A 24,198-nucleotide genomic window follows, 5' to 3' on the forward strand; every position below is an offset into this window, starting at 1 on the left:
ACACCATGAGTCTCACCAAACAAGCCCTGATCGACACCATCACCCAGGAGCTGGGCGTCAGCGGAACCGTAATCAGCAAGACCCAGGTGGATGCAGTGCTTAGCCGCCTGTCCACCGTGGCCGCCCGCACCCTGCGGGACGGCGGCGAAGTACCGCTGCCAGGGCTCGGCAAGCTGAAGGCCAGCCATCGTGCTGCCCGCACCGGCCGCAACCCCGCCAACGGCCAACCCATCCAGATCCCGGCCAAGACCACCGCCAAGCTGGTGGTCGGCAAGGCGCTGGAGGACGCCCTCAACTAAGCGAAACCGCCCTGGCCTGGCCAGGGCTGGTCTGCCCAGCGTGGTGGCTGGGTACTGATGAGCAGCCGAGGACTACATGGATCACAAGAAGGCCCTGGAAAAGATCAAGAAATGCCTGCGCCTGGCCAGCAGCAGCAACCCGCACGAAGCCGCCGCCGCGTTGCGTCAGGCCCGTGCCCTGATGGAGAAGTACCAGGTCGACCAGGTCGACGTGGAAATCGCCGATGTCGAAGAACACGGCGCCCGCAGTGGCTCGAAGATCAACCCTGTGAAATGGGAGTCTCAGTTGGCCAGCACCGTGGCCAGGGCCTACTCCTGCCGCTTGATCTTCATGGCCGGCATTGGTGACTGGCGCTTCATCGGCGAGATGGCAGAGGTCGCCAGCTACGCCATGACGGTTCTGCTGCGCCAGGTTCGCCAGGCACGCCGCGAGTACATCGCCGAGAACCTGAAGCGGTGCAAGCCAGCAACCAAGACCAAGCGTGCCGACGTGTTCTGCGATGCCTGGGTGTGGGCTGTGCACAGCAAGGTGCTGGAGTTTGCCGGTGCCAAGCCATCGCAGGCCGTCGAGGCCTATGTCGCCAAAAACCACCCTGAACTGGTGAGCGGCACGTCGGTGGATCGCAACGCCAAGAGCAACCCACTGAGTCGCCGCAGCCTGAACGATGCCGCCGCAGGGATCGATGCAGCCAGCGGTGTGCGCCTCAACCACGGCGTGGCCGGCCAGGAGCAACTGGCCCTGAGCTAAGCGAAACCTAGCCCCGCCTCGGGGCGATGGTCTGCCGGGCGTGGTAGCCCGGTACTGATGAGCAGCCATACATGAGCACGAAAGAACGCACCGACCGTATCCGCCAGCAGGACACCAAGCGCCAGCAGAACAAGCGCGACCGTGATGCCGCGCATGCTGAGCGGGTCGGCGCCGAGAAAACCAAGATCACCACCTACCGTGGCACCCGCGCCGACCTGGAGCTGATGCAGCAGGTCGGCGGCTTCGAGGAGCGCGACGAGGTGATCACCCTGGCTATCCGCTACATGGCGGGCCTGGCTCGGCGTGACCCTGCTGCCTTCCTGGCCGCCATGGACCCGAGGAACCCAGCATGAGCAGCGCCGGCCTGAAGAAGATCCACATCGCCCGCCGCGACCTGGGCCTGGACGATGACGTATACCGCTCGATCCTGGCCCGCGTGGCCGGCGTGCGGTCGTCCAAAGAGCTGACCCCGCGCCAGATCGGGCGTGTGTTGGCCGAGTTTGAGCGCCTGGGCTGGGAGCCGAAGCCCTCGGCCAAGCCTGCAGCCAAGCGCACCGGCCGATCTGCTCCGAGCCCATCCGAAGCGCGCCAGGCCCTGGTCGGCAAGATCGAGGCGCAGCTCGCCGAGGCTGGCCGCCCGTGGGAGTACGCCGACGGCATGGCCCGGCGCATGTTCAAGGTCGAGCGCGTCGAGTGGTGCGATCCGGATCAGCTGCGCCGCCTGGTGGCGGCCCTGGCCTACGATGCCAAGCGCAAAGGGAGAACCGTATGAGCGATCGCGACCTGTTTGGTGATGATGTCCCGGACGATGCCCTGGAGCACATGATGTCGCCCGAGGTGCGCGCCAAGTGGCCGAAGGCGCTGGCCAACCTGGTGGACGTGGTCGAGGCCGCCCACCGCCGGGCTGGCGACGACCAGGATCTGGCCAGGGATCGTGCTTTCATCACCGTGCGCGCCCTGTCGCGGTATGCCGGCGGTCGCCAGCTGTACATGCCCAAGGGTGATGTCCTGGAGCGCGCCCTGCGCGATCGTGAGATCTGGGAACGGCACCGGGGCAACAACGTCGACGACCTGGCCGAGGCCTATGGGCTGACCGTGGTGCAGGTCTACTCGATCTTGGCCGAGCAACGCGCCCTACATCGGCAGCGCATGCAGCCGTCACTGTTCTAGAGCAAAAGGCTTTACAGGCGCCATCAAGGCGCGTTGAATGATGCAGCTCTAACCCTCTAAACCCGCCGCCTGGCGGGTTTTTCATTAAGGGGCTTTAGTCCCGAGGAAATCACGCCGGCTCTTAGTCTCAACGCTCATTCCACATGAGCCCGAGCCGTGTCCGTCAGCCATCCCGTAGCCCCCCGCGACTATGCGGCCGCCATCCTGGCGGAGCCGGATCGCGAGCGCCGCAAGTCCCTCCTGGAGCGCTGCCCATCCCAGTGGCGGGATCAGGTGCGCGAGCTAGTCGAAAGTGCCTTCCAGAAGGCCCAGGCCTACCGCCAGTACATCCAGGGCAAGCGCACCGCCGCCAATCAGAAGCCCCCGGCCGCCCCGCGCCGGGAGGACATGCCCAACGTCCTCGATCACCGCAAAAGCGCCCCGGAGGTCGGCAACGGTCACTTGGCCAAGCTGCGAGCATCGATCAAGGGGGGCGCATGAGCCTGCGCGCCCGTATCGCCGCCGGCACCCTGGTGCTGGCCAGCGGCACGCTGCTGGCCTTCCTCGGCACCTGGGAGGGTGAAGGCCAGAACAGGGTCTACGCCGACAAGCTGGCCCGTGGCCTGCCCACTGTCTGCAAGGGCATCACCAAGTACACCAGCCCATATCCGCTGGTGGTCGGTGACTACTGGTCGGACGAGCGCTGCGAGGAAGTCGAGCGCCTGGTCGTCAGCCAGGGCCAGCTGGAGCTGGCGGACTGCATCGACAACCAAGGCATCACCCAGGACACCTTTGACGCCCTGAGCAGCCATGGCCATGCCTTCGGCAACCCCAGAACCTGCGCCAGCCGTGCGGTGGGCCTGATCAACCAGGGTCGCGTCGCCGAGGGCTGCAAGGCCCTGGCCTGGGCGGCCGACGGCAAGACGCCGGTTTGGGCCTATGTCACCGATGCCAAGGGGCGTCGGGTCTTCGTGCGAGGTTTGCACTATCGGCGCCTGGACGAGATGAGGCTTTGCCTGGAGGGGCTGAAGTGATCGGTTACACCACTGCGAAGATGGCCAAGGCCCTCGGCTGCACGCACCACGGCAGCTACTACGGCATCCCGATCTGGATGGGCGACATCGACAGCGAGGCGCCCCTGGTGTTTGCCAAGTGGGCGCCGCTGGATCTGCTGATGCTGGTTTTCTCCTGGATCGAGGGCCTGCTGTTTCCCCTGGTTCACGGGCCGGAAGCCCAGCCGATGTTCATGTTCAAGGTCGGGAGCGAGATCGAATGAATTGGCTCGACACCCTGCGCAAGCTGCTGCCGCTGGCCTTGCTCGTTGCCCTGCTCCTGGCTTGGTACCTGCTGATCGAGTCCTGGAAGGCCACGGCCTATGACCAGGGCTATAGCAAGGCCGCCGACGAAGGCGCCCTGGCCCTGGAGCAACTGCGCGGCGAGCACCGCCAGCTGGAACTGGAGCGCGCCCGAGCCGCCGAGGCCAGTGCCAAAGCTGCCGCCAAGCGCCTGCAGGAAGAACAAGCCCGCAACGATCAGCTGGCCAGCCAGTTGGCCGACCAGCAACGCACTCACCGCCAAACCACCGACCGACTCTCTGGGGAGATAGCCCGTGTCAATGACCTCTACCGCAAGGCGCTCGACGCTGAGCCTGAGCCTCTGCCTGCTTGCGTGTTCACTCGCGGTTTTGTCCGGGTGTGGGACGAAGCCACCGGAGCCCGAACCGCAGTGCCCGAAGCCGCAGATCCCGGCCGAGCTGCTGCGCAAGGCACCGAAGGTCGAGCCGTTGACCAGCTCGACTCAGGGCTCAGTCAGAACGCTGTCCTGGCCCACCACGTCCGCTATGCCGAACAGTGCCGCAACGTGGCCGACCAGCTGGACGCTCTGATCGACGCCGTACAGGAGAAACAATGATGCCTATGGAGTTCGGCGAGCTGATCGGCTGGGCCATTTCCCTGCTTTCGATCTTCACCACCGTGGTCTTCGGGCTGGTCAAGCTGCTGCTGGCCCAGTTCGAGAAGCGCCTCGGCGAGCGTTTCGCCGCCCAGGACGAGGCCCGCAAGGCAGCCACCAAGCACTGGGAAGAGAGCTTCGCCAAGGTGCTGGATCGCCAGGAAAAGGACGCCCAGGCCCTGGCGCAGCTGGAGCGCAGCTTCCTGAAGTTCCAGGCCGAGCTGCCCGTCAACTACGTCCGCCGCGAAGACTGGGTGCGCGGGCAATCCGTGATCGAGGCCAAGCTCGATGGCTTGGCCCTGAAGTTCGAGAACATTCTGCTGAAAGGTGCCCGTAATGAACCTTGACCCCGCAAAAGCCCGGCGCGAGACCCTGCGCTGGTTCATCCTGCTGACCCTCAACACCTCCCGCCCGGTCGATCCCCACGAGGCCGTGGTGCTGTCGACCATCCAGGGCGTGCTGCCTGACCTGACCCAGCTGGAGCTGCGCCGCGAGATGGACTACCTGGCCGACCGCAGCCTGGTGACCCTCAAGAAAGAGCCGAGCGGCGTGTGGATCTGCGGCCTGACCCACTATGGCGTCGATATCGCCGAGTACACCGTGGACTGCCGCCCCGGCATCGCCCGCCCGGAAAAGTACTGGGCAGGTAGCTGACATGCCGCCGCGCAGCAAGGTGGCGCAACTGCCGCCCCAGGTTAAAACCTGGCTCGACCAGGCGCTGGTGGAGTCCAACTTTTCCGGCTATGAGCTGCTGTCTGCCGAGCTGGCCGAGCGTGGCTACAGCATCGGCAAGTCGGCGCTGCACAGCTACGGTCAGACCTTCGAGGAGCGCCTGTCGGCCCTGAAAATGGCTAGCGAACAGGCCAAGGCTGTGGTCGCAGCCGCGCCCGACGATGACGGCACCGTCAACGAAGCTCTGGTGCGGCTGACCCAGGAGCGCCTGCTGACGCTGCTCGTTTCCTCCGATGGCAAGCTCGATCTCAGCAAGATCGGCAAGACCGTGGCCGAACTGGTGAAGGCGTCGGTGACGCAGAAGAAGTTCGCCGCCGAGGCGGCAGCCCGTCGCGCGGCCCTGCAGGAAGCGGCCAGCGTGGCCGAAGGCGCCATGGCCAGCCAGGGCATGAGCCAGGAAGCGATCGACGCGATCAAGCGCGACATCCTGGGGATCGCCTGATGAGCAGCCCGCTGCCCAAGTCCGTCCTGCTGCCGTATCAGCAGACCTGGATCGAAGATCCGGCCGAGCTGAAGATCGCCGAGAAGAGCCGGCGGACGGGTATCACCTGGGCCGAGGCGGCCGACGCGGTACTCAGTGCCAGTGCGGCCAAGGCCGCAGGCGGTACCAACCACTTCTATGTTGGCTCCAACAAAGAGATGGCCATCGAGTTCATCGACGCCTGTGCCATGTGGGCCAAGGCGTTCGATCGCGCGGCCGGAGCCATCCAGGAGGAAGTCCTGGTCGACGAGGACAAGGACATCCTCACCTTCAATATCCACTTCGCCAGCGGCTTCAAGATCCAGGCGCTCAGCTCCAGGCCGTCGAACCTGCGCGGTCGCCAGGGCAACGTCACCATCGACGAGGCGGCGTTCCACGAGCAACTCGCCGAAGTGCTCAAGGCTGCCCTGGCGCTGACCATGTGGGGCGCCAAGGTGCGACTGATCTCGACCCACAACGGTGTCGAGAACCTGTTCAACGAGCTGATCCAGGACAGCCGGGCCGGGAAGAAACGCTACAGCGTGCACCGGATCACCCTGGACGATGCCTGCGAGCAAGGCCTGTACCGGCGCATCTGCCAGGTTCGCGGCAAGCCCTGGAGTCAGGAGGCCGAGGATAAGTGGAAGGCCAACCTGCTGGCCGACACCGCGACCCGCGAGGACGCCCTGGAGGAATACTACTGCGTGCCCAAGTCCGGCGGCGGGGCCTACCTGTCCCGCGCGCTGATCGAGGCGCGTATGACCGAGGCCCCGGTGCTGCGTTTCGAGGGTTCGGCCGAGTTCAACGCCATGCCGGAGCACCTACGCGCCGCCGAGATCCGCGACTGGTGCGAGCGCGAGCTGCATCCGCACCTGGCCAAGCTGAACCCGGCCGACCAGCACTGTTTCGGCGAGGACTTCGGTCGCTCGGGTGACCTGACGGTGATCTCGCCCATGGTGATCACCCAGCTGCTGCAGCGGCGGGTGCCGTTCCTGGTCGAGCTGCGCAACGTGCCCTTCAAGCAACAGGAACAGGTGCTGTTCTACATCGTCGATCGCCTGCCGCGCCTGCAGGGCGGCGCCCTGGACGCCCGAGGCAATGGCCAGTACCTGGCCGAGCAGGCCGTCGAGCGCTACGGCGCCGGGCTGATCCAGGCGGTGATGATCTCCCTGGCCTGGTACCTGGACGCCATGCCCAAGTTCAAGGCGGCCCTGGAGGATGACGTCCTGAGCATCCCGCGCGACCGCGACGTGGCTGATGACCTGCGCGCGATCGAGGTCATCAAGGGTGTCCCGCGGCTGCCGGAAGGCAAGACCGGCAGCAGCAAGGATCGCCACGGCGACGCCGCCATTGCCCTGGTCATGGCCTATTACGCCTCCCTGCAGGAGGCGACGCTGATCGAGTTCATTTCCGCGCCCAAGTCCGGCCAGATCGCCGACGACGATGGCGACGATATCCATGTTTCTGGCTTTGGAGGTGGTGGATGGTAGGCATCCCCAGCATGATCAAGCGGCTGTTCGGTGGCGATGCTGCCGCGCTGAGCGAAAAACAGACCGATGACCAGGCCCGCGTGGGCCAGCTCAAGCGCGAGTTCGCCGAGCATCCGACCAAGGGCCTGACGCCTGCGCGGCTGTACCAGATCCTGGAGGGCGCCGAGCAGGGCGATCTGCAGGCGCAGTCGGATCTGTTCGAGGACATGGAGGAGAAAGACCCGCAGATCGGCGCCGACATGCTCAAGCGCCGCCAGCTCGCGGCCGAGTTGGAGTGGCAGATCCTGCCGCCCGACAACGCCAGCACCCAGGAGAAGAAGGCGGTCGAGCACGCCAAAGAGGTGTTCGCCGCCCTGGAAGTTGAAGACCTTGTGCTCGATCTCGGTACCGGCCTGGGCCACGGCTGGGCCAACCTGGAACTGTCCTGGCAGCGCGACGGCGCCCTGCGCTACATCGAGCAACCCACCCTGCGCCCGCACAGCTGGTTCCGCCTGCATCCCGAGGATCAGACCGTCATCACCCTGCGCGACATGAGTCCGACCGGCGCCGAGCTGTGGCCGCTGGGCTGGGTGCAGCACCGTCATCGCGCCCGACCGGGCTATGTGGCCCGCTCCGGCCTGCACCGCATGCTGGCCTGGCCGTACCTGTTCCAGAACTACGCCATGGGCGACCTGGCGCAGCTGCTGGAGATCTACGGCATGCCGGCGCGCCTGGGCAAATACCCGAAGAACGCCACCGCCAAGGAAAAGGCCACGCTGCTGCGGGCCGTGGTGGCCATGGGCAAGGATGCCGCCGGGATCATCCCCGAAGGCATGAGCATCGACTTCCTGGAGGCTGCCCAGGGCAGCGCCGACCTGTACCTGGCCATGATGAACTGGTGCGAGCGCAGCAAGGCGCGCGTCATCCTGGGCGGCACGCTGACCAGCGGTACCGGCGAAGGCACCAACACCAACGCCCTGGGCAACGTGCACGAGCGCGGCCAAAACAGTCTGATCCGCTCGGATGTGCGCCAGTACTGCAGCAGCACCCGCAAGTCGATCCTCTGGCCCATGGCCGCGCTCAACTTCGGCATCACCGACCCCAACCGGGCGCCTCGCTTCTGGCTGGACATGGGCGAGACCGAGGACTTCCAGGTGCTGGCCAACACCTTGCCGACGTTCGTCGACATGGGTGCCCGCATCCCGGTCAGCTGGCTGCACGAGAAGAGCGGTATTCCCGAGGCTGGCGACGACGAGGAGATCCTCAAGCCCAAGCCCCAGGCGCCGATGATGGGCGCGCTGCGCCAGCCGGCCCTGGCCGCGCTGAGCGCCGCGAAGGCGCCCCGGCCGGCGACGCCTGCCGATGCGATCGCCGCACGCCTGGCCCGTGAGGGCGACCCGCACGTCGCGGCCTGGCTGGAGCGGATCGAGGCCATGCTGGAGAACGCCACAAGCCTGGCAGAGTTTCGCGAGATGCTGCTGGCCGCCCAGGCCGAGCTGGGCGAGGACGAGCTGGCCGCGCTGATCGGCAGCGGCTTGTCCGCCGCCGAACTGGCTGGCCGCAGCGACCTTGAGGACGCCTCGGAGACCCGCAATGGCTGACGCCCAGCCGGCCCTGCGCCCGGTGCTCGGCCGCCCGTTCGCCGAGCAGGTGGCGTTCTACCGCAACAAGCTGGGCAGCCTGGTGCCCACCGCCCGCTGGGACGATATCCAGCGCGACGCGCATGACACCGGCTTCATGGTGGCTGGCGCGGCCAAGGCCGACCTGCTGGCCGACCTGGCCGTGGCGGTGGATCGGGCGGTCACTGAAGGGCGCGGCCTGGGCGAGTTCCGCAAGGACTTCCGCTCAATCGTCGAGCGCAACGGCTGGCACGGCTGGACTGGCGAAGGCACCCGCGCTGGTGAGCGCTGGCGCACCAGGACCATCTACCAGACCAATGCGATCACCAGCTATTCGGCGGGACGTTTGGCACAACTGCAGGAAGGCGGCTTCGACCTGTGGATCTACCGTCACAACGACTCCGTGCGCAATCCACGGCCCGAGCACGTCAGGCTCGATGGCCTGACCCTGCCGGCCAAGCACCCGCTCTGGAAGCGCTACTACCCGCCGAATGGCTGGGGCTGCCAGTGCTATGTGGTCGGTGCGCGTTCAGCAGCTGGAGCACGTCGCCTCGGCGGCGACCCGGACAAGGGGCTGCCGGAAGGCTGGGATGCCGACCAGGCGCCAGGGATCGACGAAGGCTGGGACTACCAGCCAGGCGCGCGGGTGGCGCAGACCGTCAGCCAGATGGCCGAGAAGTCGAGGGCCTGGCCCTATGAGATCGCCAAGGCCTACATGGACGGCGTGCCCGATCACCTGCGCGACCAACTGGCGCGCAGCTACCGAGCCCTGCCCAGTGTCGCCGACGATGCCCGCCGCTATGCCGCCCGCGTGCTGCGTGGCGAGGTTCAGACCCAGTTGCCGGCCTACCGAACGCTGGGCCTGCTGACGGCTGGCGATATCGCCCAGGTGAAGGCGGCCAAGGAACTGCAGGTGGCGGGCTACGACTACGCCTTGGACGTGTCGGCGGTGCGCCATGTGGAGAAACACCACGGCAGCGAGAAGGCCGAGCGCTCCAGAGGCCAGCGCGCGGTGGCCGTCGAGGATTACGCCATGCTGCCCCGGCTGCTGAACGAAGGTGGCCCGCTGCTCGATGCCGGCGTTTCGCGCACGACCAGCGCGCCCCTGGTGCGACGGGAACTGACGGTGGACGGGGTGACGTATGTGGCGGTGTTCGAGGTGCGCAAGGGGCGCCGGATGCTAGTGCTGCAGACGTTCTACATCCGGGAGGGGAAATGATCGGCTTCGCACCCCACACCCTACGCCCTGGGCGATTTGTGGTATGAGCCACAACGGTGCAATGCGCGAAGCCGAGCCAGGAGTATAACCGATGATCGAGCTGAAGGCGGACAACCGGCGCGTCCTGGACGCGCTGAACGGGCTGTTGCAGCGCGGCCAGGACATGCGGCCGGCGCTCCAGGACATGGGCGAGTACTTCATCGTATCGACCAAGCGGCGCTTCGCTACCAAGACGGCGCCGGACGGCACCAGGTGGAAGGAAAACGCGGACATCACTGTTGCCCTCAAGGGCCATGATGACGAGCTGATCGGGGAAAGCGGGCGCCTGGCCAACGAGATCCACTACCGGGCGGATAGCCGCTCGCTCAGTTGGGGCAGCAGCCTGGTCTACGCCGGCATGCAGCAGCTCGGCGGCCTCAAGTCGGCCTACCCGCACCTGTGGGGCGATATCCCGGCGCGGCCGTTCCTGGGTATCTCCAGCGAGGACGAAAAGCAGGTGCTGGATATCCTCCAGGAGCACCTGGCAGCCCCGTTAGAGGGCGCCGGCCTGTAGCGGCCCGTAAAGCCGTTTTCTGCTGCTGGGCGCTACCGTGGCCCGAGTTTGCGGCGCAACAAGCGTTAGACCCGCGTTAGATTCGCGCTTAGGCGTATGCGTATGAGTGGTTCCGGCAAAGAATCCTTGCCGTGGCGCCAATCTGTTACCCTCGGGACTGCGTTTCCCCCTTCGGCCGCCAGGCCAAATTAAGCAAGACGCTTTAGTCCCAGCGGTTCGCCGTGCATCCCCAAGATGGGGGCATGAAAACGAAACGCTCTCCTCAGATCGCCGCCTGCTCCCTGGCCCTTCGGGTATCCGCCGAGGGTGGCCTGACTCGCCTGATGCCAGCCGGCCAGTTCACTGCACCGCGCGGAGCCATGATCGGCAGCGGCCCCTGGTTCCTGAATGAAGCCGGGGCCAAGGTCATCGCCCAGCGAGCTGCAGCGCGCAGCACCGACCTGGTCATCGACTACGAGCACCAGACCCTGGAAGCACCGCGCAACGGCATGCCGGCGCCGGCCTCGGGCTGGATCGACCGCACCTCCCTGGAATGGCGCGAAGACGGCCTCTATGGCCGCGTGAAGTGGACTGCCGCCGCCCAGGCCGCCATCGATGCGGACGAGTACCGCTACCTGTCTCCCGTTTTCCCCTACGACGCCGAGACGGGCGAAGTGCTGGACATCCTGCACGTCGGCCTCACCAACAACCCCGCCATCGACACCGCCATTCCCGCCCTCGCTGCCGCCCGCATGGGTGACGGCACCTATGACCTTACCCATGAGGAAGACACCGTGGATCGTGAAGAACTGATCAAGCTCCTGGGCCTGTCCGCCGACGCCACCGCCGAGCAGATCACCGCCGCCATCAATGCCCTGGTCAAGGCCAAGGCTGAATCCGAACAGGCCATTGCGGCCGCCCGCGCTGGTGCCAAACCGGACATGAGCCAGTTTGTGCCGCTGGCTGTGTACCAGGAGCAAGGCCAGCAGCTGGCCGCGTTGCGTGCCAGTGCCGGCGAGTCCGAGCTGGACAAGCTCCTGGATGAAGGCCTCAAGGATGGTCGCATCCCCGGCAAGGCCACCGCCGACTGGCTCAAGCCGCAAGGCCTGGCCGTCTGCCGTGCCTACCTGGAAGGCGCCCAGCCGATCGCCGCCCTGCGCGGTACCCAGACCGACGGCAAGAAACCGGGCGAGGAGACGAAGGCCAAGCAAGGCCAGCTCTCCGACGCCGAACTGGCCGTGTGCCGCTCCATGGGCCTGAGCCCGGAGGAGTACCTCAAACACAACCCTGTCGAGGAGTAAGTCGCGATGACCGCCACCACTCACAACCGCAACACCCCCAGCGTCTCCGGTCATCGCCGGGGCTATCCGGTGGCCGCCGCCGCCCTGTGCCTGGCCGGCACCATCGCGGTGATCGATGCCGATGGCCTGGTCCAGCCCGGTGTGACCGGCCTCGATCTCGTCGCCGTGGGCATCTTCGAGGCCCAGGTCGACAACAGTGCCGGCGCCGCCGGTGAGCAGACCGCCGAGGTGCTGCGTGGCTTTGCCCGCCTGGAGAACAGCGCAGGCGCCGACGAGATCACCGCCGCCGACATCGGCAAGGCGTGCTTCATCGTTGACAACCAGACCGTGGCCAAGACCGACGGCACCGGCACTCGCTCCATCGCCGGCATCGTCGACGCGGTCGACGACGTGGGTGTCTGGGTGCTCATCGACCCCACCAGCGGCGTGCTGCTGTAACGGCAGCCGCGTAAGCCCTTCATCCGCAGAGGACATACCTAATGGATCTCAATAACGCCAACCTGCAGGCGCTGTTCCGTGCCTACCGCACCAACTTCCAGCGCGGCTTCGCCTCTCTGGGCGACGGTGGCGCGCTCTATGAACAGTTCTGCACCACGGTGCCTTCGACGACTGCTGTCGAGGTTTACCCCTTCCTGAAAGCCTTGCCGCGCCTGCGTGAGTGGATCGGCGATCGCGTCGTGCATAGCCTGGAAGGTGCCGACTTCAGTATCAAGAACCGCAAGTTCGAGCTGACCGAGGGCGTCAGCCGCGATGCCATCGACGACGACACCTATGGCCTGTTTGCCCCGGTGTTCGAGGAGTTCGGCCGCTCCAGCCGCGAGCACCCCAACGAGCTGGCCGTCGAGACCCTGGTCAACAACCCGAAGTGCTACGACGGCGCCGCGCTGTTCGGCAACCACATCGTGCTCAACGACAAGGGCAAGGAAGCCCAGGTCAGCAACGATATCGGCGGTACCGGCGCGGCCTGGTACGTCATGGATCTGACCCGTGTGATCAAGCCGGTGATCTTCCAGAAGCGCCGCGACTACGACTTCCGCGCCCTGACCGACCTGAACAGCGATGCGGTGTTCAGCACCGACAAGTTCAAGTTCGGCGTGGATGCCCGCGTGAACGCCGGCCCCGGCCTGTGGCAGCTGATCGTGCGCTGCAAGGAACCCTTCAGCGCCGAGACCTACGAGGCCGCCCGCGCCCGCCTGCAGGAACTGAAAGGCGACCACGGCCGCCCGCTGGCCCTGCGCCACAGCCACACCATGGTGCCGAACAACTTCGAGGGCGCGGCCCTGCGTGTGCTGAACAACGCACAGGCAGCCAACGGCGCGACCAACGAATGGGCCGGCACTTCCAAGCTGATCCTCAACCCCTGGCTGCCGAGCGCAGCCTGATAAGGAACAGCCATGGCCGCCTATCTGACACTGGATGACCTGGTTCGCCGCTTTGGCCAAGACGAGATCCTCGATCTCGCCGAGGATAAGGCCGACGACACGGGCGAAACCATCGACCAGGACAAGGTTGACCGGGCCATCCAGGACGCGACTGGCGAGATCGACAGCGCCCTGGCCGGTGGCGGGTACCGCCTGCCGCTGGCCAGCGTGCCGCCGATCCTGACGGCCTACGGCTGCGATATCGCCCGTTACCGGCTCTACGACAACCGAGCCATCGACCAGGTGACCAAGCGCTACGACGACGCCATCAAGGCGCTGCGCGCGATCGCCAGCGGTTCGCTGAAGCTCGGCCTGCCGAAAGTGGACGACGAAGTCACCAGTGCCGGCGACGTGGTGATGATGCCCGGCCGCCGCACCTTTCCGGGTGGGGTGTTCTGATGTTCGCCGAGATCGAGGACGCCATGATCGCCCGCTGCAAGCGGGTGGTCGGCGAGCACGTCAAGACTATTGAGGATCTGCCGGGCAACTGGGACGAGGCGACCCTCAAGGCCGCGCGGCGCAGCGTACCGGGCATCTACATCGCCTGGTCGGGTGGGCCTGCCACCCCAGGCAGCCGGGCAGCAATGACCGGCCGCTATGCCGTGTACGTCGTCACTGGCCAGGCCAGCGGCGAGCGTGAGCGGCGCCGAGGCAGCAACCGCCAGGTGGGTGCCTACGAGATCCTGGAGCGCATCGTGCCCGCTCTCAACGGCCTGAAGGTCGATGAGATTGGCTCGTTGCTCCTGGAGCGCGTGGACAACCTCTACTCGGATCGGGCCGACCAGCAAGGCGTCGTCATCTATGGCGCGGTGTTCACCATCAAGCTGACCTTCCCGGCGCCGCTGGACGCCGGCTCGCTGGCCAACTTCGAGACCTTCCACGTCAACAGCAAGGTGCCGGATGGCCCGGACACCGAAACCCATCTCACCCTGCCAACGGCATAGCGAGGTTCCGTCATGCCCCAACGATTCATCAAACCGGCCCAGGCCGGCCTGGTGGTACGCCGCCCAGAGAACGGCAAGCCGCTGCCCGAGGAAGGCGCCAGCGTGGAGTGGTCTGCGCACTGGCAGCGCCGCCTGGATGACGGTTCGGTCATCGAGGCCGCCGCCCCCAAGGCCGCAACCGAGCAACCCAAGCCGGTGGCAGCGACTGAGCCTGCCCCGGTCAAGAAAGAGGGCACCAAGTAATGGCCATCAGCTCTACGGTATTCAATGACATCCCGGCCGCCCTGCGCGTGCCGGGCTGGTACATCGAGTTCGACAACCGCCTGGCGGGCAATGCGGTGTTCCAGGGCAAGCTCCTGGTACTCGGCCAGATGCTCTCGACCGGCAGTGCCACCGCCCTGGTGCCGGTGCGCGTGACCAACCCCGAGCAGGCCGACGAGCTGTTCGGGCGTGGCTCGATGCTGGCCGAGCAGTTCCGCGCCATCAAGGCGGTGGACATCTACACCGAGACCTGGGCATTGCCGCTGGCCGACGCCGGCCTGGCCGTCGAGGCCGAAGGTAGCATCCTGGTGACCGCAGGCCCGAGCGAAACCCGTCCGCTGGCCCTGTATATCGCCGGCTACCGGGTCTGGTGCGAGATGGTGGCCGGTGCCTCGGCGGCCGTGACCGCCCAGGCGATCGTCGATGCCATCGCCGCCGATGACCGCGTGCCGGTGACCGCCGAGGTCGATGGCGTCACCCCGGCCAAGGTCAACCTGAAGTGCCGCTGGGGCGGCGAGACCGGCAACGGCATCTCCCTGGACGATTGCGTCAAGGGTGAACAGCGCCCGAGCGGCCTGGCAGTGACCTATACCGAGCCCACTGGCGGTGCGGTCAACCCTGACCTGGTGCCCGCCGTGGCCGCCATGGGCAACGAGTGGTGGAACTGGCTGTGCCTGCCGTACACCGACACCACTTCCCTGGAGGTGATCGAGGCCGAGCTGACCAGCCGTTACGGCCCGATGCGCCAGAAAGGCGGCCGCGCCTTCGCCGCCTTCCGGGGCAACCACGCCGCCACCTCGACCCTGGGCAGCGGCCGCAACTCGCCGCACGTCACCATCATGGGCATGGGCGCGGCCTTCAGCGCGCCGTGGATCTGGGCAGCGGTCAACGCCATCGTCGGTGCCAAATCTCTCGCAATCGATCCCGCTCGGCCGCTGCAGCGTCTGGCCATGCCGGGGCTGATCGGCCCGCGTGAGGCGAAACGCTGGGATGAGGCCGAGCGCAACCTGCTGCTGTACGACGGCATTGCCACCTACACCGTGGCCACCGACGGCACGGTGCAGATCGAGCGGCAGATCACCACCTACCAGGAAAACAGCGCCGGCATCGCCGACGACAGCTACCTGAACATCCAGGTGCCCGAGATCCTGGAGCGCATCCGCTTCGAGCAGCGCAGCACGTTCGCGCAGAAGTACCCGCGCCACAAGCTGGCCGACGACGCCGATCGCGCGCTGTACGACCCAAGCCAGCCGGTGATGACGCCGAAGGTGTGTAAGGCCGAGCTGCTCAGCCTGTACCGCCAGGTGTTCATGGGCGAGCGCGCCTGGGTGCGCGACTACGAGGGCTACAAGGAAAGCCTGCAGGTCAGCATCGACCCGGATGACCCGGATCGCCTCAACGTGATCGATCAGCCGATGCTGATCGGCCAGTACCGCGTCCACGCCCAGCAGACGCAATTCCGCCGTTAACAGGAGAAGCCCATGAGCGGACAAGTTACCGGGATCGCCACCATCCGCGTGGATGGCCAGGAAATCCCCAGCGAGAAAGGCGCCACGCTCAATCCGGGCGGGGTCAACCGCACGCCGCGGATGGCCGGCAAGCGGGTGTTCTACAACGAGGAGCCGGTGGCGCCGACCCTGCAGTGCACTGTGCTGCACACCGACGAGATCGATCTGATCGACCTCAACACCATCAAGGACGCCACCGTCCTGGTCGAGTGTGACAACGGCCAGGACTACCTGCTGACCGGCGCCTTCGTTACCGAAACCGCCGAACTCAACACGGGCGAAGGCCAGGTGCGCCTGAACTTCGCGGCCCGTACCTGCGAAAGGATTTAACCGATGACCGACTACCTCGCTGACCTCAGTGAAGAAGAGCGCGCCCGCGTTGTAGACCAGGGCGACGTGGTGCAGATCACCCTCATCGAGCCCATCACCTACAAGCACAGCAAGCTCGATGGCGAGCGCACCCTGACGGTGCTGACCCTGAGCAAAAAGGTGAAGGGCAAGCACATGAAGGCCATGGACAAGGCCGTGGGTGAGATCAGCCAGAGCCTGGTGCTGGTGGCCTGCCTGGCCGGTGTGCCGGCCCATGCCATGGACGAGCTGGATGCTCGCGACCTCGACCTAGTCATGGAAGTCGTCGGCCCTTTCTTGCCGAAGTCCCGAAGGACTGGGACGGAATCGTCCGCGTCGTAGCGGCGGCATTCGGCGGGTTCAATCCCTTGGACCTGCTGGAGATGGACATCGATGACCTGCGCTGGTGGCTGGGGCAGGCGGAAAAGCTGGCAGAGGAAATGAAAGCCAATGGCGGGTGAATTCAAGACATCGATCGTGATGCAGTTGGTCGACCGACTGACTGCACCGCTGCGCCGTGTCACCCAGTCGCTGGCTGGCATTTCCCGTCGCGCCGGCTTTGATCAGGTCACCGCCTCGGCGCGCCGTGTGCGTGAGGCGCTGGGCGGCGCCGTCAACCAGGCGCTGAACCTTGGTAAGCGCCTGGCCTGGGTCGGTGGCGCGGCTGCGGCCGCGACATTCGGCATCGGCAAGCTGGTCGGCGGGGTCGCCGAGCTGGGCAACGAGATCAAGATCAGCTCCGAGCGCCTGGGCGTGGGTGCCCGCTGGCTGCAGGAATGGATGTACGTTGCCGGGCGCTTCGGCGTGAACAACGACGCCCTGGTCGACGGCCTGAAGGAGCTGGGCCTGCGCGCGGATGAGTTCGTGGTCACCGGCAGCGGTGGCGCCGCTGAGTCGTTCGAGCGTCTAGGCATTACCGTCAAGGATCTACGTGCCACCGCTGGCGAGACCGACAAGCTGCTCGACCTGGTGCTGTCGCGCATGGGCAAGATCCAGAACGATGCCGCGCGCCAGCGCATCTTCGACGAGCTGTTCGGCGGCACCGGCGGCGAGCAGTTCGTGGCCATGCTCACCCAATCCCGCGAGGAGCTGGCCAAGCTGCGCCAGGCCGCGCACGACAATGGCGCCATTCTCAGCGACGAGGACATCGAGCAGTCGCGGGCCTACACCCGCAACATGGCCGACCTGGGCGCCATGCTGACGTCGATCCGCACCACTGTTGCGAGCGCCTTGCTGCCGACCATCAACGAATGGCTGGGCAGCCTGCGCGATATGTCCAAGGCCAACCGCCAGGCAATCAGTCAGGAGATCCTTACCCGGTTGCGTCAGCTCTGGGCTGGGATGCGAGCGTTTGGTAATGCAGTGGCTTGGGCAGCTGATTTTGTGGGCGGTTTTGGGCGGCTGGCAGCCATTGTTGCTGGGCTTCTGGCCGGGAAGTTCCTGCTCTCACTGTTCCTTTCCGCTGTGGCGTTTTCCAAATTCGCCTGGTCCGTTGGGCTTCTAGCCTCGAAAGCCGTTCCTGTTGCGATTACAGCAATTCGTGCGCTGTCTTTGGCACTGGTAACTACGCCAATCGGCTGGATCATCCTCGGTATCACCGCCCTTGCCGGCGCGGTTTACCTCATCTACCGCAACTGGGACAGCATCGCCGAGTGGTTCGGCAACCTGTGGGCGAAGGTCAAGGCGTTCTTCAGCCGCGGAATCGGAGAGATCGCCAAGGATCTGCTGTCGTTCACCCCGGCCGCCTTGCTGATGAAGGCCGTGGATGCGGTGTTCGAGCTGTTCGGCGCGCGACCTCTGAGCGAGATCGGCAAGGAATGGGTCAGCGGGCTGTGGGACGGGGTGAGCCAGCGCTTCGAGCAGTTCACCAGCTGGGTCAAGCAGAAGGTCGGTGCGTTGACCGAGTGGATGCCGGACTGGATGACTGGAGGCAATGGCCTGTCTCAGAGGTTTGCCGCGCCTGCGGCTGGTGCTCCGGCGGCTGCCTCTCTGGGGGCGCCTGCGCTCGCCGGGCGGCCTTCGCCCCTGGCAATGCCAGGACGCGCCGATGTGGGCGGCGAGCTGCGGATCAAGATCGACTCGGAAGGTCGGCCGCGCGTGGCTTCGATGAAGGCCAACGGCGGCCTGGATTACAGCGTGGAAACGGGCCTGCTGGGGATGGTGCCGTGATGCTAGATCTTCTCTTTGGGGGCGAAGTCGCCATCGGCGATGCGTTCTTCAGCCATCTGCTTAACGATCTGGCTGTAGCCTGCTCCGGCAACAATCACGCCGGCACCGACGTAGAGCCACACGCTCGCGCCTTCAAGCAGAAATGCAAGTCCAACGCCGGCAGCGATGCCTACAGCGATCGCAATCAATGCCGCTTTCTCGGTCGGTTTCATGTCCTGTCCTCCCTTGACCTGAAAGCCAGGAGCCTAGCACATGAGCTGGCGTGACCGGATAGACCCTGAGCTGCGCGGCAGCTATCGCGGCATCGAGTTCCACGTCGAGCGCGCGGACGCAGTGGGCGGCCGCCGCTGGCTGGTGCATGAGTACCCGCGCCGCGACGTGCCCTACGCCGAGGACATGGGGCGACGCAAGAAAGAGTGGCGCCTGTCCCTGTTCGTCGCCGGCGACGACTACGACCTGCAGCGCGACAAGCTGCTGGCCGCCCTGGATGCTCCTGGTGCTGCGACCCTGGTGCACCCGTACCTGGGCAGGCTGTCGGCGGTGGCCACCGATGTCAGCTTCAGCGAGAACACCCGCGAGGGCGGCGTCTGTACCTTCGAGGTGACCTTTACCGAGAGCGGCCAGCAACTGCTGCCGGCCACCTCGGTGGATACCCAGCGCGAGGTCGGCCAGGCGGCGGACGCCTGCGAGAAGGCGACCGAGCGGGACTTCTTCGACCGCTGGAGCGTCGAGGGTCTTACCGGCTGGTCGCTGACCTCGATCGAGCGCGACCTGTCGGCGGTGATTGGTGGCCTGGAAGGCTTCGTGGGCGGAATTGCCGACGATATCGCCAGCGTGATCCGCTTCCCGACCAACATCGTCGGCATCGTCCTGGGCGGCTACAACCGCCTGCGCAATGCGGTGATGCGCCCGGTCAACGCCCTGGACCTGTACGACGGTGGCAGCGTCCTGTCGTCGTCCGACGATGACGACAGCGGCCGCCTGCAGCTGCCACCGGGCACGCCGACCCGTGCGGTGCGCATGCTGCTCGATGCCGGCACGGCCGGCGACACGGTGGCCATCCCTGCAGCGGACACCCCGCAGAACACCCAGCGGGCCGAGAACATTCTCGCCGCCCGCCAGCTCAACGGGCGCCTGGCTGCGATCACCGCTGCGCGCGTGGTGGCCGATACCGACTGGCTGTCGCGCCAGGACGCCGAGGCGGCTGGCAGCAACGCCCTGACCCTGCTCGATCACGAGCTGCAGACCGAGGTGGCCATCAACGACGAGGTCTACAACACCCTGGCCGCGCTCCGGGCGGCGCTGGCCACCGACCTGCGTAGCCGCGCCACGGCGCTGCCGAACATGACCAACTACACCCCGCAGGCGACCCTGCCGGCCCTGGTTGTCGCCCACCGCCTGTATGGCGACGCGACCCGCGCCGACGAGATCTGCGTGCGCAACAACGTCCGCCACCCCGGCGCTCTGCGCGGTGGCATGGCTCTGGAGGTGCTCAGTGAGTGAGCCCGTTGTAACCCTGCAGATCGGCAGCCAGCGGCACACCGGCTGGCAGGAAGTGAACATTCGCCTGTCCCTGGAGCGCATGGCCGACGAGTTCCAGCTGGCGCTGACCGAGCGCTGGGCTGAGTCGGGCGAGGTGCGCCCAGTTACACCTGGTGGCGCCTGCACCGTGTCGATCGGCGACGAGCTGGTGCTGACCGGCAACCTGGACGAGGTGCTGCCGGACTACGACGCCGAGAGCCACTCCATTGTGGCCAACGGCCGCAGCCTGGCCGGCGATCTGCTCGATTGCAGTGGCCAGGAGCAGCGCTTCGAGGGCCGCACCCTGGTGCAAATCGCGCAGGCTTTGGCACAACCCTATGGCATCGAGGTCGTCGATACCGTGGGCGACAACAAGCCGTTCCCGATCTTCGTCTTGGAGGACGGCCAGCCGATCGCCGAGGCGATCGAGCGCGCCGCCCAGCTGCGGGCCGCTCGGGTGGTCAGCGACGCCCAGGGCCGCCTGGTGATCGTCCACGCGGTGCAGCGCGAGATCCGCACGCCCCTGGTGCTGGGTGTGAACATCCGCAAGGGCTCCGGGGCGTTCAGCGACCGCGACCGCTTCAACCAGTACATCATCGAAGGCCAGACGCCGGGCAGTGACGACTGGAACGGCACCCAGGCGTCCTCGCCGAAAGGCACCGCCACCGATCCGCGCATCCGCAAGCCACGCACCACCCTGGTGGTCTGCGATACCCCGGCGGACGGCATGGACTGCGCCGCGCGGGCCGAGCTGGAGGCACGCATGCGCTGGGCCAAGGGCCGTGGCGTCACCTACACCGTCAGCGGCTGGCAACACGAGCAAGGCGTGTGGCGTCCGGGCGACCTGGTGCCGGTGCGCGATGAGTACCTGGGGCTGGACGAGCGTCTGCTGATCAGCGAGGTGCAGCTGATCGAGGGCCTGGACGGCCGCCGCGCCGAGCTGCGCGTGGTGCCGCCTGCGGCCTTTGAGCCGATCCCGATTGCCGAGCCGAAGGCTTCGGGCAGCAGCTCGAAAAAGCCCGGCGACTGGGGGTGGTGATGGACGAGCGAACTGCTAAGCGCGTGCTCGGCCCGGTGTGGCGCCGCCTGCGCCTGTTGCTTAGCCGGGGCGTGCTGAAGCTGATCGAGGACGGCGGCGGCCTGCAGTCGGTCCAGGTCACCCTGCTGGGCGAAAAACCGGCTTGGGCCGAGCGTTTCCAGAACTACGGCACAACCAGTCACCCGCTGCCAGGCGCCGAGGCTGCGGTCGCTGCCGTGGGTGGTGCCCGCGCGCACCTGGTGGCGCTGGCCGTGGATGACCGCCGCTACCGTATTGCCAGCCTGCAGCCCGGCGAAGTGACTCTGTATGACGACCAGGGCCAGCGCGTGCACCTGACCCGCGGCGGCATCGTGATCGATGGCGCGGGTAAGCCGGTGGCCTTCGTCAACTGCCCGACCGTAACCATGGACGGCGACCTGTTCGTGGCCGGCGAGGTACGTGACCACACTAGCACCATGCAGGACATGCGCGACGCCTTCAATCCGCACACCCACGGCGGTGCCGGGCCTGATCGGAGCATGGGCTGATGGACGTTGCTCTGGTTTATGACCCGCAGGCCAAGGCCTTCGACCTGGCGATCGCCGAGGGTGACCTGGCGGCCGATAGTTCCCTGGAAACGGCAGTACTGCTGTCGCTCTACACCGACCGGCGCGCCCTGGACGAGGACGAGCTGCCGGACGGCGGTACCGACCGGCGTGGCTGGTGGGCTGATGCCTACGGCGATCGCCAGATCGGTTCGCGCTTGTGGCTGTTGAGCCGGGAGAAGGAACTGGACTCGGTGCTGCGCCGGGCCGAGGAGTACGCCAGCGAGGCGCTGGCCTGGCTCACCGAGGACGAGATTGCCGCCTCCGTAGAGGTGGAAGCCATCCACCTGCGCCGGGGCGTTCTGCAACTGATCGTGCGCATCCAGCGCGGGGAAGGTCCCGCCCTGGAGCGCCGCTATGACTATGTATGGGGAGTAACCGATGGGGTTTAAGCGGCCGCCGCTGCCCGAGCTGATCGGGCGTGCCGACAATGACCTGGTCTCGCGCCTGCCGGGCAGCCAGGCCAGCCTGGCCACCCGCCTGACCAAGATCCTGGCCACCGGCCAGGCCGGACTCGCGCATGGGCTGTACGGTTACCTGCAGTGGCTGGAGCGCCAGCTGTTCCCGGAGACCTGCGACGACGAGCTGCTGCACCTTCACAGCGTGGGCGTGCCGCGTCGCCAGGCCAGCACGAACAGCGGGCCGGTGAGCTTTACCGGCACCGAGGGCACGCCGATCGACAGCGGCACCTTGGTGCAGCTGGCCGGTGTGGAGTACAGCACCACGGCCGACGCTGTGATCACGGGTGGCATTGCCGCCGTTGAGGTCCAGGCGCTGGAGGCTGGGAGCGCGGGCGCTCAGGCTGCCGGCGCGGTGTTGGCTCTGGTCTCGCCGATCGCGGGTGTGAACGCCAATGCCACTGTGGGCGCTGCCGGCATCAAGGGCGGCGCCGACATCGAGGAGTTCGACGACTGGCGCGACCGCATCCTGGCACGTCGTGCACGCATCCCGCGTGGTGGCGCCGAGGGTGATTGGGCCGAGTGGGCACTGCAGGTGCCAGGCGTGACCCGCGCCTGGGAATCGCCTCGGGAAATGGGGGCGGGCACTGTCACCTTGCGCATCATGGCCGACAACGCCGAGGGCGGCCCTCTGCCGTCCGTGCAACTGCTGCAGGACGTGTTCGATTACATCGAGACCCAGCGCAACGTCACGGCGCACGTCTATGTGGTGGCGCCGACGCCGAAGTACTTCGAGCCGCAGATCCGCGTGACGCCGGATAACAGCATCACCAGGGCTGCTATCGAACAGGCGCTGCAGGATCTCGTGCTGCGTGCCGGCGAACCTGGTGGGACGCTACTTATCTCGCAGATTCGCAACGCCATTGGAACTGCGGCTGGTGTGACCGACTACGAGCTGGAGTCGCCCGTGGCGAACGTCCCGCACGCCCTCGGCGAGCTGCCGGTGTGGGGAGGTGTCGAGTGGCTGGCCTGACGGCTGACGACTACCGCCAGCAGCTGTTCGCGCTGCTGCCGCAGGGCATCGTCTGGACAACCGTTCCGACCTCGAACCTGCAGCGCCTGCTGGCTGGCATGGCGCGCGAGCCTGCTCGCATCGACGAGCGCGCTGAAGCGCTGCTTGCCGAGGCAGACCCGCGCCTGGCCCTGGAGACGTTCGAGGAATGGGAGGCCAGCTACGGTCTGCCCTCGGCCTGCGCTCCGGCCGAGCAGTCCATGGCCGACCGCCGTGCTGCCTTGATCGGCCGGATCATCGGCCGGGGCGGTATGACCGTCCAGGACTACCTCGATCTGGCCGAAGGGCTCGGCTATGCCGGCGCCCAGGTGATGGAGTTCCGCGAAGCCACGGTCGAGGTGGACACACCGACCGGCCACACCGGAGCGGTGATTGGCGACGACATGAACGGCGCCGAGTGGGATCTGACCTGGCGCGTGCTCCTACCCAACGGCGTCATCCGCGAGTCCGTTATCGACGAGGCCGTGATTGGCGACCCGCTGCGCTCCTGGGGCGATGAACTCATTGAATGCTCGCTGCGGCACGCCGCGCCGAGCTGGCTAATCCTGCAAATCGGATATCTGGAGGAGTAAATGGAAAAGGTAGGTGCATACACCGACCGGACAACTGAGGCGGGCGAATGGCGCCCTGGTAGCTCCGGTGGGGGGCAGTCGGCGACGCCGATGCTGGCGGCGTACTTCAACATGCTGCAGCGCGAGCTGATCAACGTGGTGGCAGCCGCCGGCATTGCCCTAGACAGGGACAACGATAGCCAACTGCTGGAAGCGGTTCAGACTCTAATTAGTGAGGCGGCAATCGTACCGGGCGATGCTTCGACTGTTGACAAAGGGTTAGTGCGACTTGCGACGGCGGCTGAAACACTGTCCGCGCTCAGTGCGTTGATCGCAGCGACTCCAGCAGGTATCGCCGCTGTCTACCCTCAGAAACATACGATGATCGTCGTAGATGAGAAGGCAAGCGGAGTGGGAGGTGGGAACAACGTCATAGGGAGCAATACTCGATCCCTGAACACCGTTCGCTCTAACACCATTGCGGGGGCCTCTCTTTCCGCAAACCAAATCACATTGCCGGCTGGTACCTATCGCGTCGAAGCCAGTGTGCCGTTCTTCAATGGCGATCGGCACAGAGGCTTTTTGTACAACGTGACCGATGCTGCAGTTGCCATTCTTGGGACGAGTGAGAACTCGGGTGGGGCTTTTACCACCCGTTCTTTTGTGCGGGGTGTGTTCAGCATTGGCTCTAGCAAGGTTTTCGAGCTGAGGCAGCACTGCGAGAACGTAGCTACACAAGGCTTTGGTGACCCGGTAGTAGACGGTCGTCCTGAGGTTTATGCAGAAATCACTATTCGCAGGGAGGGCGTCTGATGCGCTTTGCAATGCTTGATGCAGGCGGCAATGTGTTGTCGGCACATAACGACGAAACCATAACTGAGCTGCCCGATGGTGCCGCTCCCTT

The 24,198-nt window shown here is 66.2% G+C and carries 34 protein-coding genes and 2 other RNA genes; 35 read left to right on the plus strand and 1 reads right to left on the minus strand.

The features are described from left to right. The first annotated feature begins 5 nt into the window (after nt 1-5). The 28 genes from FFS62_RS08425 to FFS62_RS08565 all read left to right on the plus strand — a co-directional run bounded on the left by FFS62_RS08425 (nt 6) and on the right by FFS62_RS08565 (nt 18,129). A complete protein-coding gene (locus tag FFS62_RS08425; protein ID WP_137972387.1) occupies nt 6-299 on the plus strand; it encodes an HU family DNA-binding protein in 294 nt (97 codons plus the stop codon). Continuing rightward, an RNA gene (locus tag FFS62_RS08430) (hammerhead ribozyme type II) lies at nt 298-370 on the plus strand. Before FFS62_RS08425 ends, FFS62_RS08430 begins: the two co-directional genes overlap by 2 nt. A 5-nt stretch (nt 371-375) precedes the next feature. After that, a complete protein-coding gene (locus tag FFS62_RS08435) occupies nt 376-1,047 on the plus strand; it encodes a DUF2786 domain-containing protein (RefSeq protein ID WP_137972388.1) in 672 nt (223 codons plus the stop codon). Continuing rightward, nucleotides 1,046-1,118, plus strand: an RNA gene (locus FFS62_RS08440) — hammerhead ribozyme type II. Before FFS62_RS08435 ends, FFS62_RS08440 begins: the two co-directional genes overlap by 2 nt. Continuing rightward, complete coding sequence (locus FFS62_RS08445; RefSeq protein WP_137972389.1) at nt 1,119-1,400, plus strand: hypothetical protein; 282 nt, start codon at nt 1,119-1,121, stop codon at nt 1,398-1,400. Beyond that, nucleotides 1,397-1,819 carry a gp16 family protein gene (locus FFS62_RS08450; protein ID WP_137972390.1) on the plus strand — a complete coding sequence of 141 codons (423 nt, stop codon included), beginning with the start codon at nt 1,397-1,399 and terminating at the stop codon, nt 1,817-1,819. The genes FFS62_RS08445 and FFS62_RS08450 overlap by 4 nt, the downstream gene beginning before the upstream one ends. Then, nucleotides 1,816-2,217, plus strand: a complete 402-nt coding sequence (locus FFS62_RS08455; RefSeq protein WP_137972391.1) for a Mor transcription activator family protein — start codon at nt 1,816-1,818, stop codon at nt 2,215-2,217. Before FFS62_RS08450 ends, FFS62_RS08455 begins: the two co-directional genes overlap by 4 nt. 156 nt (nt 2,218-2,373) lie before the next feature. Beyond that, on the plus strand, nt 2,374-2,697 hold the full coding sequence (locus FFS62_RS08460) for a hypothetical protein (protein WP_137972392.1): 324 nt from the start codon (nt 2,374-2,376) through the stop codon (nt 2,695-2,697). Next, nucleotides 2,694-3,230 (plus strand): lysozyme, encoded by a 537-nt coding sequence (locus tag FFS62_RS08465; protein ID WP_137972393.1) that lies wholly within the window; start codon nt 2,694-2,696, stop codon nt 3,228-3,230. The genes FFS62_RS08460 and FFS62_RS08465 overlap by 4 nt, the downstream gene beginning before the upstream one ends. Beyond that, nucleotides 3,227-3,472 carry a hypothetical protein gene (locus tag FFS62_RS08470; protein WP_137972394.1) on the plus strand — a complete coding sequence of 82 codons (246 nt, stop codon included), beginning with the start codon at nt 3,227-3,229 and terminating at the stop codon, nt 3,470-3,472. The genes FFS62_RS08465 and FFS62_RS08470 overlap by 4 nt, the downstream gene beginning before the upstream one ends. Then, nucleotides 3,469-4,107 (plus strand): DNA-packaging protein, encoded by a 639-nt coding sequence (locus FFS62_RS23160; protein ID WP_171016299.1) that lies wholly within the window; start codon nt 3,469-3,471, stop codon nt 4,105-4,107. The genes FFS62_RS08470 and FFS62_RS23160 overlap by 4 nt, the downstream gene beginning before the upstream one ends. Further along, a complete protein-coding gene (locus tag FFS62_RS08485) occupies nt 4,107-4,493 on the plus strand; it encodes a hypothetical protein (RefSeq protein ID WP_256662178.1) in 387 nt (128 codons plus the stop codon). The genes FFS62_RS23160 and FFS62_RS08485 overlap by 1 nt, the downstream gene beginning before the upstream one ends. Continuing rightward, nucleotides 4,483-4,800, plus strand: a complete 318-nt coding sequence (locus FFS62_RS08490) for a hypothetical protein (RefSeq protein ID WP_137972398.1) — start codon at nt 4,483-4,485, stop codon at nt 4,798-4,800. The genes FFS62_RS08485 and FFS62_RS08490 overlap by 11 nt, the downstream gene beginning before the upstream one ends. 1 nt (nt 4,801) lies before the next feature. Further along, nucleotides 4,802-5,320 (plus strand): DUF3486 family protein, encoded by a 519-nt coding sequence (locus FFS62_RS08495; protein ID WP_137972399.1) that lies wholly within the window; start codon nt 4,802-4,804, stop codon nt 5,318-5,320. Next, a complete protein-coding gene (locus tag FFS62_RS08500) occupies nt 5,320-6,828 on the plus strand; it encodes a terminase large subunit domain-containing protein (RefSeq protein WP_137972400.1) in 1,509 nt (502 codons plus the stop codon). The genes FFS62_RS08495 and FFS62_RS08500 overlap by 1 nt, the downstream gene beginning before the upstream one ends. Continuing rightward, nucleotides 6,822-8,408, plus strand: a complete 1,587-nt coding sequence (locus tag FFS62_RS08505; protein WP_137972401.1) for a DUF935 domain-containing protein — start codon at nt 6,822-6,824, stop codon at nt 8,406-8,408. Before FFS62_RS08500 ends, FFS62_RS08505 begins: the two co-directional genes overlap by 7 nt. Then, complete coding sequence (locus tag FFS62_RS08510; protein WP_137972402.1) at nt 8,401-9,645, plus strand: phage minor head protein; 1,245 nt, start codon at nt 8,401-8,403, stop codon at nt 9,643-9,645. The genes FFS62_RS08505 and FFS62_RS08510 overlap by 8 nt, the downstream gene beginning before the upstream one ends. 91 nt (nt 9,646-9,736) lie before the next feature. After that, on the plus strand, nt 9,737-10,198 hold the full coding sequence (locus tag FFS62_RS08515; RefSeq protein WP_137972403.1) for a phage virion morphogenesis protein: 462 nt from the start codon (nt 9,737-9,739) through the stop codon (nt 10,196-10,198). A gap of 242 nt (nt 10,199-10,440) precedes the next feature. Next, nucleotides 10,441-11,478, plus strand: a complete 1,038-nt coding sequence (locus FFS62_RS08520) for a phage protease (RefSeq protein WP_137972404.1) — start codon at nt 10,441-10,443, stop codon at nt 11,476-11,478. A gap of 6 nt (nt 11,479-11,484) precedes the next feature. Further along, nucleotides 11,485-11,916 (plus strand): hypothetical protein, encoded by a 432-nt coding sequence (locus FFS62_RS08525; RefSeq protein WP_137972405.1) that lies wholly within the window; start codon nt 11,485-11,487, stop codon nt 11,914-11,916. 41 nt (nt 11,917-11,957) lie between these two features. Next, entirely contained in the window at nt 11,958-12,860 is a 903-nt protein-coding gene (locus FFS62_RS08530) for a Mu-like prophage major head subunit gpT family protein (protein WP_137972406.1), read from the plus strand. A 12-nt stretch (nt 12,861-12,872) separates the two neighbouring features. Continuing rightward, on the plus strand, nt 12,873-13,298 hold the full coding sequence (locus FFS62_RS08535) for a gp436 family protein (RefSeq protein ID WP_137972407.1): 426 nt from the start codon (nt 12,873-12,875) through the stop codon (nt 13,296-13,298). Continuing rightward, the gene (locus FFS62_RS08540; protein WP_137972408.1) at nt 13,298-13,843 is read left to right on the plus strand and encodes a phage protein Gp37; all 546 of its coding nucleotides are present in this window, start codon (nt 13,298-13,300) and stop codon (nt 13,841-13,843) included. The genes FFS62_RS08535 and FFS62_RS08540 overlap by 1 nt, the downstream gene beginning before the upstream one ends. 12 nt (nt 13,844-13,855) lie before the next feature. Continuing rightward, entirely contained in the window at nt 13,856-14,086 is a 231-nt protein-coding gene (locus tag FFS62_RS08545) for a DUF2635 domain-containing protein (protein ID WP_137972409.1), read from the plus strand. Beyond that, nucleotides 14,086-15,573: a phage tail sheath subtilisin-like domain-containing protein gene (locus FFS62_RS08550; RefSeq protein ID WP_137972410.1), complete on the plus strand. Its 1,488-nt coding sequence runs from the start codon at nt 14,086-14,088 to the stop codon at nt 15,571-15,573. Before FFS62_RS08545 ends, FFS62_RS08550 begins: the two co-directional genes overlap by 1 nt. Before the next feature lie 12 nt (nt 15,574-15,585). Further along, complete coding sequence (locus tag FFS62_RS08555; RefSeq protein WP_137972411.1) at nt 15,586-15,942, plus strand: phage tail tube protein; 357 nt, start codon at nt 15,586-15,588, stop codon at nt 15,940-15,942. Nucleotides 15,943-15,945: 3 nt separating this feature from the next. Continuing rightward, nucleotides 15,946-16,302: a phage tail assembly protein gene (locus tag FFS62_RS08560; RefSeq protein ID WP_137972412.1), complete on the plus strand. Its 357-nt coding sequence runs from the start codon at nt 15,946-15,948 to the stop codon at nt 16,300-16,302. Nucleotides 16,303-16,410: 108 nt separating this feature from the next. Beyond that, complete coding sequence (locus FFS62_RS08565; RefSeq protein ID WP_137972413.1) at nt 16,411-18,129, plus strand: hypothetical protein; 1,719 nt, start codon at nt 16,411-16,413, stop codon at nt 18,127-18,129. Between the two features lie 2 nt (nt 18,130-18,131). Here FFS62_RS08565 and FFS62_RS08570 read toward each other — a convergent pair whose 3' ends face one another. Further along, nucleotides 18,132-18,341, minus strand: a complete 210-nt coding sequence (locus tag FFS62_RS08570) for a hypothetical protein (RefSeq protein ID WP_137972414.1) — start codon at nt 18,339-18,341, stop codon at nt 18,132-18,134. 40 nt (nt 18,342-18,381) lie between these two features. Here FFS62_RS08570 and FFS62_RS08575 point away from each other — a divergent pair, with 40 nt between their 5' ends. The 7 genes from FFS62_RS08575 to FFS62_RS08605 are packed head-to-tail and all read left to right on the plus strand — an operon-like array spanning nt 18,382 to nt 24,107. Then, complete coding sequence (locus FFS62_RS08575; RefSeq protein ID WP_137972415.1) at nt 18,382-19,632, plus strand: DNA circularization protein; 1,251 nt, start codon at nt 18,382-18,384, stop codon at nt 19,630-19,632. Beyond that, nucleotides 19,625-20,689, plus strand: coding sequence for a phage baseplate assembly protein (locus tag FFS62_RS08580; protein WP_137972416.1), 1,065 nt, complete (start codon nt 19,625-19,627; stop codon nt 20,687-20,689). The genes FFS62_RS08575 and FFS62_RS08580 overlap by 8 nt, the downstream gene beginning before the upstream one ends. Beyond that, a complete protein-coding gene (locus FFS62_RS08585; protein WP_137972417.1) occupies nt 20,689-21,216 on the plus strand; it encodes a phage baseplate assembly protein V in 528 nt (175 codons plus the stop codon). The genes FFS62_RS08580 and FFS62_RS08585 overlap by 1 nt, the downstream gene beginning before the upstream one ends. Further along, a complete protein-coding gene (locus tag FFS62_RS08590) occupies nt 21,216-21,665 on the plus strand; it encodes a phage GP46 family protein (RefSeq protein WP_137972418.1) in 450 nt (149 codons plus the stop codon). Before FFS62_RS08585 ends, FFS62_RS08590 begins: the two co-directional genes overlap by 1 nt. Continuing rightward, entirely contained in the window at nt 21,655-22,704 is a 1,050-nt protein-coding gene (locus FFS62_RS08595) for a baseplate J/gp47 family protein (RefSeq protein WP_137972419.1), read from the plus strand. Before FFS62_RS08590 ends, FFS62_RS08595 begins: the two co-directional genes overlap by 11 nt. Continuing rightward, nucleotides 22,692-23,315, plus strand: a complete 624-nt coding sequence (locus tag FFS62_RS08600) for a YmfQ family protein (protein ID WP_171016300.1) — start codon at nt 22,692-22,694, stop codon at nt 23,313-23,315. Before FFS62_RS08595 ends, FFS62_RS08600 begins: the two co-directional genes overlap by 13 nt. Beyond that, nucleotides 23,316-24,107, plus strand: a complete 792-nt coding sequence (locus tag FFS62_RS08605) for a hypothetical protein (RefSeq protein ID WP_137972421.1) — start codon at nt 23,316-23,318, stop codon at nt 24,105-24,107. Nucleotides 24,108-24,198 lie beyond the last annotated feature (91 nt).

This window comes from Pseudomonas sp. F(2018) (assembly GCF_005508865.1).
GTDB lineage: Bacteria > Pseudomonadota > Gammaproteobacteria > Pseudomonadales > Pseudomonadaceae > Aquipseudomonas.